At 67.7% G+C, this 10,899-nt stretch carries 5 protein-coding genes; all 5 read left to right on the top strand.

Features of this window, described 5'->3' with window-relative positions; translation table 11 throughout:
* Nucleotides 1–476: 476 nt before the first annotated feature.
* Entirely contained in the window at nucleotides 477–1,607 is a 1,131-nt protein-coding gene (locus AB0C20_RS31965) for an acyl-CoA dehydrogenase family protein (protein WP_357569382.1), read from the top strand.
* Entirely contained in the window at nucleotides 1,604–3,094 is a 1,491-nt protein-coding gene (locus tag AB0C20_RS31960; protein ID WP_357569381.1) for an amino acid adenylation domain-containing protein, read from the top strand. Before AB0C20_RS31965 ends, AB0C20_RS31960 begins: the two co-directional genes overlap by 4 nt.
* 121 nt (nucleotides 3,095–3,215) lie before the next feature.
* Nucleotides 3,216–3,602 (top strand): acyl carrier protein, encoded by a 387-nt coding sequence (locus AB0C20_RS31955; protein WP_357248094.1) that lies wholly within the window; start codon nucleotides 3,216–3,218, stop codon nucleotides 3,600–3,602.
* Nucleotides 3,603–3,609: 7 nt separating this feature from the next.
* Complete coding sequence (locus AB0C20_RS31950; RefSeq protein ID WP_357248091.1) at nucleotides 3,610–4,956, top strand: NAD(P)/FAD-dependent oxidoreductase; 1,347 nt, start codon at nucleotides 3,610–3,612, stop codon at nucleotides 4,954–4,956.
* A 400-nt stretch (nucleotides 4,957–5,356) separates the two neighbouring features.
* Nucleotides 5,357–10,899, top strand: a 5,543-nt coding sequence (locus tag AB0C20_RS31945; protein WP_357569380.1) for a beta-ketoacyl synthase N-terminal-like domain-containing protein, incomplete at its 3' end; no start/stop codon positions are given.

The raw sequence follows: 10,899 nt of genomic DNA, 5'->3' as shown, positions 1-10,899 counted from the left end.
TCTACGGGGCGGAAATACATGGTCGGGCGGGCACGCCTCATGCTGCCCGGATCGACTGGTTTCGGTGCCGTTGTGCTGGTCCTCCTGTAAACGCCACCGTCGCACTGGATATACCTGCTCGGGCCCGCCGCGCGCTCCGATGTCGAGGGCAACACATCGAAATCGGTCTTGACGCGCGACGGGCAACGCCAGTACCTTTTGATCACGATGACAGCGTGATCCACCACCAACATCGCCAGATGGCGATCATCCTCTGGCAGGGATGGTCTGTTGAGATTTCGGACGCGATCGGTTCCTGGCAACGAGCCAGCCCGCCGCAATCGCGTGCGGTCGTCCGATATGGACGTAAGGGAGCGAACTACGACGTTGTGGTCGTGACGCTAAGTTCCAGGAGCCGAGGGTCGTGGCTCCTGGCGGCGACGGGCCATATTGCTGCGGCCGATGTTCCGCTCTAACGGGGGAAGGCGTGACGGGCCTTGGACTTCGATATTTCCACCGCGCAAAAAAAGCGCTACGACGAGATTTTCGCCGCCGCGCGTGACCTAGGTCATGCCAGCGTCGGCGGCCATTTCACCCGCGAGGAGTGGCGGGCGGTGGCGTGTGTCGGTCTGACCGGGCTGTGCCTGCCGGCCGAGCACGGCGGGACAGGTCTCGGCGCGCTGGACACGGCGCTGTGTATCGAGGCATTTGGTCGCGGCTGTTCCGAGACAGGGCTGGTCTTTGCGGTCAGCGCGCACCTGCTGGCCTGCGCGGTGCCGATCCGGGACTTCGCTGCTGACGAGGTTCGGGGTCAGTTGTTGACCGGACTCAGTTCGGGCGAGCTGGTCGCGGCAAACGCGATGACCGAGGACGGGGCCGGCTCGGACGTGGGCCTGTTGACCGCCACCGCCGTCCGCGACGGCGACATGTACATCCTGGACGGCGAAAAGTCGTTTGCGAGCAACGGCCCCATGGCTGATGTGTTTGTGACCTACGCGGTCACTGATCCCGCCGGTGGATTCCTCGGCGTCACGGCCTTCGCTGTCCCACGCACCGCCGACGGCCTGAAGGTCGGGGACCCCTTCGAAAAAATGGGCCTTGGCAGCTGCCCTGCGTCGCGGGTGCGGTTCCAGAGCTGCCGGGTGCCGGCATCTCACCGGCTGGGGGAGGAAGGTCAGGGCAGCGCCATATTTCAGCACTCGATGGGCTGGGAACGCGCGTGCCTGTTCGCCGGTTACGTAGGCCTGATGGAGCGGCAGCTGCAGCAATGCGTCGAGCACGCCCGCTCACGTCGACAATTCGGCAGACCCATCGGCGAGTTCCAAGCAATCTCACACCGCATCGCGACCATGCGTCAGCGACTTGAAGCAAGCCGCTTGCTGCTGTACCGGGCATGTTGGCTGCTGGACCGCGGTCGTGACCACGTCGAGGCGGCGTCGCTGGCCAAGGTGGCCGTCTCCGAAGCAGCGGTCGCCAACAGTCTTGACGCGGTGCAGATCTTCGGCGGTTCCGGCTACCTCACCCCCACTGGGGTGGAGCAGCAGCTCCGCGACAGCGTGCCGAGCACAATTTTTTCCGGTACCAACGAGATCCAGCGGGAGATCATAGCCAGGGCGGTGGGGCTGTGAGCCTTCACCAACTCGTCATCGACGCCGCCGTGAAGGACCCAGACAACCTCGCCGTAGTGGGACCGGACGGTGCTTTGACGTACGGTTCCCTGGACCGCAGAGCCGACGCGTTGGCCGCCCGGCTGCGTGCCGTCGGTGTTGGGCGCGGCGACCGGGTCATCATCTGGGCGGACAAGTCCCCCACAGTGGTCGTGGCGATGCAGGCCGTGCTGCGGATGGCCGCCGCGTACGTCCCCTGCGAGGGGACCACGCCGTCGGCGCGGGTGGCCACCATCGCCCGAGACTGCCAGGCGCGTGCTGTGCTCACCACACCGGAAGGCATGGCACACGTCCGCGCCGCCCTCGGCGCCGATGTCACCTGCCTTCCTCTGACCGTCGAATTGACCGACCCGGCCGACCCGGTCAACCAGGCGGTGAACGACGATGACCTCGCGTACATCCTGTACACCTCGGGCTCGACAGGCACTCCAAAAGGCGTGTGCATCAGCCACGGCAACGCGCGCGCGTTCGTCGACTGGGTCGTTGACGAACTGCGGCCGGGTCCGCAGGACCGGTTCGCCAACCACGCACCACTGACCTTCGACCTGTCGGTGCTGGACCTCTACGCGGCGTTCGCCGCCGGCGCCTGCGTGCACCTGATCGCGGGGCAGTTGGCCTACGCACCCACCCAGCTCGTGGAGTTCCTCCACCGAGAAAAGATCAGCATCTGGTACTCCGTGCCCTCCGCCCTCGCCCTGATGATCCGCGACGGACGGCTGCTGGATGGCCCCCCACCTGGACCGTTACGCGCCGTCCTGTTCGCCGGCGAACCCTTTCCGATCACATACGTCCGGCGACTGGCGGACTGGACCCCTGCGCGGCTGCTGAATCTCTACGGTCCGACCGAAACGAACGTATGCACCTTCCATGAGGTGGCACCGGACGACCTAGACCGGATCCTTCCCGTGCCGATCGGAAGGGCCACCTGCGGCGACCGGGTATGGGCTCAGCGACCTGACGGCGGGATCGCCGACCCAGGCCAGGAGGGCGAACTGGTCGTCGATGGACCGACCGTAATGCTCGGCTACTGGGGCCGCCCACGGCACCAGGGGCCATATCCCACCGGCGACATCGTGCGCGTACTGCCCGGCGACGTGTTCGAGTACGTCGGCCGACGCGACCAGATGGTCAAGGTGCGAGGTCATCGCATCGAACTCGGCGAAGTAGAGGCTGCTCTCACCGCCCACGGCGATGTCGCCGAGGCCGGCGTTGTCGTCGTCGGCGCAGGCATGGACGCCCAACTCACCGCGTTCGTGGTGCCACAGCCAGGTCGGCAGCCCGGGGTCCTGGCCCTCAAGGGGCACTGCGCCGTGCGGCTGCCCCGCTACATGCTGCCCGATCAGGTACGTCTGCTGGCCCGACTGCCACGCACCGGTAACGGCAAGCTCGACCGGGTCGGACTAACGACCCTCGCCTCCCAGCAGGCCGCACCGCCGGAGACCCGATGAACGCCCGCGAAGCGGCCATGGCCATCCCTGGGCGGGCGCCACCATGGTCGGTCGACTGGCGGCCCGGGTAGGAACAAGCCCGTTCCGTCCGTCCCGCCGTCGCTCACCCCGCGCAGCAAGCATGAAGCACAAGGCGACACCGGCCACGGATACGCCGCTACGCCCGGCCGGTTCCAGCGCCACAGGCAAAGCCGACAAGCAAACCCTGGGGAAGGGATACCAGATGACCGGTGACGACGTATCGGCTCGGATCACGGCCTATATACGAGAACGGTTTCTCGACGGGGACCCACAAGGTGAGCTGCGGGTGGACACCCCGCTGCTCGAATGGGGAGTCCTGAACTCGATGAACACGGCGTTGCTGTTGATGTTCATCCGGGAGGAACTCGGCACGCCCGTGCCGGCCAGGAACGTCAACGCCAAGTACTTCAAGAACATCGCCACCATCACTGCCATGGTGCTGGACCTGGCACGGGAGCAGCAGACGACCGGCGTGGGAACGGAGTGACTGTCGCATGAAGCCTGACTACGACGTTGTGATTATCGGTGGTGGGCCGGCAGGCTCATGCGCCGCTGCCTACCTGGTAAAAGGCGGCCTTTCCGTCGCACTGTTCGAGGGAGAGACTTTTCCCCGCGAGCACGTGGGGGAGTCGCTGGTTCCGGCAACCACCCGGGTGCTGAGCGAAATCGGCGCCATGCCGAAGGTCGACGCGGCGGGCTTCCCCCGCAAGTACGGCGCTGCCTGGACCTCGGCGGAGTCGCGTAACATCGTCACGAACGACTTCAGCAAGTTGGCGCATGACTTCGGGGCCGCGGAGATTCTGTTCAATGAACGGGATCAGCCAGGCGTTGACCGTGACTACACCTATCACGTGGATCGCGGGCGGTTCGACCAAATCCTGCTCGACCACGCCGAGAGCCTTGGCGCGGCGGTGTCGCAGGGCACCCGCGTGCTGCGGGCCGACTTTGACAACCCAGACCGCGTGTCCGTCACTTGCCGTAATGCCTCCGGCGAATTCGACGTCTCGGCACGGATGCTGGTCGACGCCTCCGGTCGGCAGACGATGCTCGGCCGGCAGTTGAAGATTAAGGTACCGGATCCGGTCTTCGACCAATACGCCATTCACGCATGGTTCGAGGGCCTGGATCGGACGGCGCTGACCGTCAACACCGCCAAAGCCGACTACATCTACATCCATTTTCTCCCGATCAAGGACACCTGGGTCTGGCAGATCCCGATCACCGACACGATCACCAGCGTCGGGGTGGTGACCCAGAAGCATCGCTTCGCCTCGGCGAACACCGACCGCGAGAAGTTCTTCTGGGACTTTGTCGCCAGCCGTCCCGAGTTGGCCGACGCGCTGAAGCAGGCCAGCCAGGTACGGCCGTTCAAGGTCGAGGCCGACTACAGCTACGCAATGGAGCAGATCAGCGGCGACCGGTTCGTCATGATCGGCGACGCTGCCCGATTCGTCGACCCGATCTTCTCTAGCGGTGTGAGCGTGGCGATGGCCAGCGCCCGGTTCGCCAGCCAGGACATCATCGCTGCCCATGAAGCCGGCGACTTCTCCCGGGCCCGGTTCGCCAGCTTCGAACGAACCATCCGCAACGGCGTACGCAACTGGTACGAGTTCATTTCGGTGTACTACCGCCTGAACATCTTGTTCACCTCGTTCGTGCAGGACCCCCGTTACCGGCTGGACGTCGTCCGTCTTCTGCAGGGTGACCTGTACGACGAGGAGGAACCGAAGGTGCTGCGGGCCATGCGGGAAACGGTGACAGACGTGGAAAATGACCCCACTCACCTGTGGCACCCGTATCTGGGTACGCTGCGCGCCCCGACCGCAGCGCCCATGTTCTAGCCAGGCCGAGCCACATCTGGCTCGTTGCGCCGGCGCACGCACCAGCCCGTGTATGACGGGCGGCGGTCGGGCCGGTAGCGGTCAGAGCCGTGGCTACGGGTCTGGTTGGAAGTTGGCGCGCGCCGACGTCCGCAGGGGCATCGGTCAGCTCTCCACGACCAGCACACTTTCGGTGCCGGACCTGGTGTGACAGTCATGCCAGGTCCGGCATCCGAGACACCGAAGTAGGCAACCGACACGGCGGCGGCTACCCGCACGCCAGCCCGTCGACTCGTCCCCACCCTGGCCGGTCTCGTCCTTTCCGGGAGGCACACGCATCATGGCCACCCTCGCTGCTACACCATCGGCGACCGCTGAACCCATCGCCGTCGTCGGTATCGGCTGTCGATACCCCGGGAACGTGCGTGATCTGGACTCATTCGGCGCCATCCTGGCCGGTCCCGACAGTCTCGTCACCGATGTGCCCGCAGACAGGTGGGGACCGGAGTTCTCGGACCCGACGCGCTCCCGGCCAGGCACCACGTCCAGCCACGTGGGCACCTTTCTGGACGGCATCGACCGGTTCGACCCCGCGTATTTCGGTATCGCGCCCAGAGAGGCGGGCGCCCTCGATCCGCAGCAGCGGATGATCTTGCAGGTCGCTTGGGAAGCGATGAGCGACTCGGGCCGGCCTCGAGACGCCTGGGAAGCAACCCGCACCGCCACGTACGTCGGCATCCTGGCCAACGACTATGCCCTGCTGCACAGCAAGACGCTGGGAATCGCCGGGATCGGGCCGCACTACGCTCCCGGCACCGAGTTCAGCTTTGCTGCTGGTCGGCTGGCGCACGCCTTCGATCTGCGGGGTGCCGCAGCGGCTGTGGATACAGCCTGCTCCTCGTCGCTGTTCGCCGTGCAGATGGCCTGCCAGAGCCTGCGCAGCGGGGACAGCGACGTCGCCCTCGCCGGCGGCGTCAACCTGATGATCGCACCCGAGCTGAGCGTGTTCATGAGCCGGGTCGGGGCGATCTCCCCAACGGGCCGGTGTCGACCGTTCCACCCCGGCGCCGACGGGGTGATTCGCGGCGAGGGGTGCGGCTTCGTGGTCCTCAAACGGCTGTCCGACGCGGTCGCCGACCGCGACCGAATCTACGCCACCCTACGCGGGTGGGCGGTGAACCAGGACGGACACAGCCTGGGCGTCACCGCACCCAACGCGGCGGCGCAGATCGACCTACACCTGGCAGCCCTACGGCATGCCGGCCTCGGCCCGGACGACATCGACTTCGTCGAGGCCCACGGCACCGGAACCCCGCTGGGCGACCAAATGGAACTCCTCGCCCTCGCCGAGGCATACCAAACCCGGGCGCGGACAGCACCGCCGGTGCTGGTCGGTTCCAGCAAAGCGGTGTTCGGACACACCGACGCGGCTGCCGGCGTGACCGGGTTACTCAAGGCGCTGTGGATCGTGAACGCCGCCCGCGTGCCTGGCCAACCCGACCTTGATCAGCTCACGTCGGCGGTGGATTGGGAAAGTGCCCGGATCGCCGTTCCAACGGTCGGTGTTGACCTGTCAGACCTGTTGCGGCCGGTCCGCGCCGGCGTGAGCTCCTTCGGCCTCAGCGGCACCAACGTGCACGTGATCGTCGAAGCCGCCCCTAATCACGAGCGTGTGGCCACCCCGCCGATGGGTCCCTACGTGCTACTGGCGTCGGCCACCCATGAGCAGGGCCTGGTGGAACAGATCGCGCTCACGCGGCAGCGAGTCCCCGACAACCGTGACGACCTGGCGGACCTGCAGGCATCGGCGGCGACCCGCCGCACCCACGAAACCCACCGTTTCGCCGCCGTCGCCGCTGGCCCCACCGAAATGCTCGCCGCGCTCGGCGACCCCCGCCAGCTACCTGAAGGCGCCTACACCGGGACTGTTGATCCCGGCAATGTGCCCCCACCGGTATTCGTCTACTCCGGGCAGGGGTCCCAGTGGGCAGGCATGGCCACCGACCTGTACGACACGGTGCCGCTCATCCGAGACACGCTCGACGAGTGTGACGCGCTGATCCGCGACCACGTTTCTTGGAGTCTCGTTGAAGAGCTTCGCCGGACCTCGGACACCGCACTGGATCGCACGGACATCACCCAGCCGGCGATCTTCGCCGTACAGGTCGCACTCACACGGTGGTTGGCTCAATTGGGGGTCCGGCCGGTGGCGGTCCTTGGGCACAGCGTCGGCGAGGTCGCCGCGGCCCACACCGCCGGTTGCCTGACGCTGGCCGACGCCGTCGCCCTGATCGTGCACCGCGGGCAGATCCTGCATGAGACCGCTGGTGCGGGCCGGATGCTGGCGGTGGACGCGGCACGAGCCGACGTCGAGGAGGTCTTGACGAACATCGGTGGCGGGGTCGTCGTTGCCGCGGTAAACGGGCCGGCCTCTGTGGTGGTGGCCGGGCCGGTCGAGGCCATCGACGCCGCGCATGCCGTCCTCATGCAGCGGGGTGTGCGGTGCAAGCGCCTCGAGTTGGACTACGCGTTCCACAGCCCGGTCGTGGCCGACTGCGGACCGCAGCTCGCCGCTGCGATCAGCACCCTGGCTTCCAGCCCGGCGGCGCTGCGGATGCTGTCCACCGTGCAACCGGACACCGACTTGGAGCAGGCCGATGCCACCTACTGGGGCCGCAACATCAGCCACCCAGTGCTCATGTGGCCAGCCATTGACCGGCTGCTGAGCAGCAGCGATCACACCCTTGTTGAGATCGGCGCCCATCCTGTCCTTACTCGCCCTCTGACCGAGGCGGTCCGCCACCGCGGCCGGAAGGGTCGGGTGCTCGCCACCCTTCGCCGTGGCGAACCCGGACCGCTCGGGCTGCGCAAGGCTCTGGCCCAATTGCACGTCGCCGGGGTCCCGGTCGATTGGGAAAAGGCCACTGGCCGGCCCAACCGGTACCGATCGCTACCGGTTCCGTCGTGGGCAGGCGAGCCGTACTGGCTGCCAGGGGTGCCGCGTGGCCGGCAAGACGGCGGTGCTGCACCAGCGCAGGTGAGGCTGAGCCTGCTCGACGCCTCAGGCGGCGTCATCACTGAGATGCTCGCCCAACCGACACCGGCCGCCGCGCCCGCTACGACACTTGGGGCCGCCCCTGCGCCGGCGGTCCCGTCCGTCCTGGCATCCACCGCAGCCCTGCCGGCCCCGACGGCGGCGGCCATCCCACCGGTCGCACCAGCTACCGTCGCACCACCTGCCGCTGCAGCTGAAGCAGCCACGCCGAGCCGGGGCGTGGTCGACGACGTGGACGCCATTGTCCGTATCGTCCTCGGCCTGCCTGACAGCGAGCTGCTGCCCCGCCGCCGTGGGCTGTTTGAGCAGGGCATGGACTCCTTGACTGCGGTGGAGTTGCGTACCCGTCTGGAGGCTGCGTTCGACCTCACGCTGCCGGCCACGGTCGTGTTCGAGCACCCCACCGTCGGCGCCCTTGCCGCGTACCTTTCCGAGCTGCTAGCGGCGCGGCCCGCGCCCGCCCTGACCACAACACCCGGCTCAGTCGAGGCGATAGGCGATGACGATGCCAACGCCCGAGCAGCAGCGGGTTATATCGAGGATTCTCGACCAGATGCCGACGCTGTCGCGGTGGTCGGAGTCGCCTGCCGATTGCCGGGGGCCGCCGATCCGGAGCAACTATGGCGGCTGCTGACCGAGGGCCGGCATGCCATCGGCGACCTGCCGGCCGACCGGCGTAATGATCCGATCTGGGCCGAGGCCGGACCGAACGTGCCCACTCGCGGCGGCTACCTCCCCGACGTCACCGGTTTCGACGCCGACTTTTTCCGCATCTCACCGCGGGAGGCCAGGTCGCTGGATCCGCAGCAACGGCTCATGCTCGAGGTCGCCTGGGAAGCCCTCGAGGACGCTGGTCACCCGGCCGTAGCCCTGCACGACCAACCTGTCGGGGTGTATCTCGGCTTGAACACCGCCGATTACCAGCAACTGTTGACCCGCGACATGCGCCAGGTGGACCATTTCTACGGCACCGGAACCTCGTTCGCCGCCACCGCCGGACGCCTGTCGTACTTCCTCGGCCTGCGCGGACCCAGCATCGCCGTCGACACCGCCTGCTCGGCGTCGTTGACCGCGGTCCACCTGGCCTGTCAAGGCCTGCGCGACGGCGACTGCGACATCGCAGTCGTCGGCGGCGCCAATGTGATCGTCGCCCCCACCGTGTCGGTGTCCATGTCCGCGGCCGCTGCCCTGGCGCCTGACGGGCGGTGCAAGACATTCGACGACGACGCCGACGGCTACGGCCGAGGTGAAGGCGCGGTCGCCCTTATCCTTAAGCCCTTGTCGGCGGCGACCCGCGACGGCGACCGCGTCTACGCCGTGCTGCGCGGCAGTGCGGTCAACCAGGACGGCGCCAGCGGCGGGATGACGGTGCCCAGCGCTGCCGCTCAGACCGCCGTCGTTCGGCAAGCCCTCCGTCGGGCAGGGTGGGAGCCGCACGAGGTCGACTATGTGGAGGCGCACGGCACCGGCACACCGCTGGGCGATCCGATCGAGGTGCGCGCGCTCGCCGCCGCTCTCGGGCCTGGCCGTAGCCCGGCCACACCTCTGCTGGTCGGCTCCGCCAAGGCGAACCTCGGGCATTTAGAGGCCGCGGCCGGCGCGGCCGGACTCCTCAAGGTCATCCTCGCCCTGCATCACGGCGAGATCCCACCCCACCCGATCAACAAGCCCTCGACCCGCATCGACTGGAACTCCCTGCCGATCACCCTCGCGGCCAGGCGGCAGGACTGGCCTCAACGGCATCGCCCGGCGAGGGCCGGGGTCAGCGCGTTCGGGTTCAGCGGGAGCAATGCCCATGTCCTGGTCGAACAGGTGCCGCAGCCGGCCACGCCAGCACCCGGACCCGGACCTGGCCGCACCATGCCATATGTGCTGCCGGTCACCGCCGCCACACCTACGGCGCTGGCCGCAGCCGCTGGCCGAATGGCCAACCAGCTTCGTGCCGGATCTGACGACCTCGATGACCTCGTTTACACAGCCGCGTTCCGCCGCTCCCGGCTTTCGCACCGACTTGCCGCCGTAGGGCAGACCGCCGCCGACCTAGCCGCAGTCCTCCAAATGGCAGCCGACGGCGCCACCGACCCTCGAGTGCGCGTCGGTCACGTCGTCGATGACGAGCCCACCCCAGTGGCGTTCTGGTACGGCCCGGATCTTCCTCCCACCGCACTGCGCATCCGACTGCTCGGGTCGGGCGAGTACCGCACCGCACTGGACACCTGCGCGCAGACGCTCTCCACCATCACCGGCACCAGCCACGACCTGAACACCGAACCACCGGTAGAGCTCCGTGCCGCGTACCTGTTCTGTTACCACGTCGCGGCGACCATGCTGTGGACCACGGTCGGGGTCCACGCCCACGCCGTCATCGGGCTTGGCGCGGGCCAGGTCAGCGCAGCCTGGGCTGCCGGCCAAATCACCACGACGGACGCGCTGCGGATCCTCACCCACCGTGACAGCGGCATGCAGCTGCGGCCCGGGCGGATACCCGTCCTGCCAGTCGAACACGTGCAGCCCGCCACCACCACCGACGAGCTGACACGCCGGCTGACCCCTGACCCCAACCCGCCCGTGAGCGGAACAGCCCTACAGAGCCTCACCGACAGGCTCGCTGATGCCGACCTCGACCGGGTCATCGACACCCTGCTCGGCGAACTGCCCCGCCCGCTCGGTAACCAGGTCGACATCGCGGTCAACGCCGACGACCCACTGCTTCGACTCGCGCTGACCGCGGCCGAACTGTTCGTTACCGGCGGCATACGCGCCGCTGCATCGGGATCGGGGCGGCGGCCGGTAACTCTGCCCGCCTACCCGTGGGAACACCGCCCGTACTGGTACCGGGAACACGTGAGCGGCTTCCTTTCGCTGACGCCGTGGGTACTGGCTGGGCCGAGCCGGGCGGCGGTGCGCGG

The sequence above is a fragment of the Micromonospora sp. NPDC048843 genome, from assembly GCF_040649965.1.
GTDB lineage: Bacteria > Actinomycetota > Actinomycetes > Mycobacteriales > Micromonosporaceae > Micromonospora > Micromonospora hortensis.
This window is presented reverse-complemented; position numbering and strand designations above follow the sequence as displayed.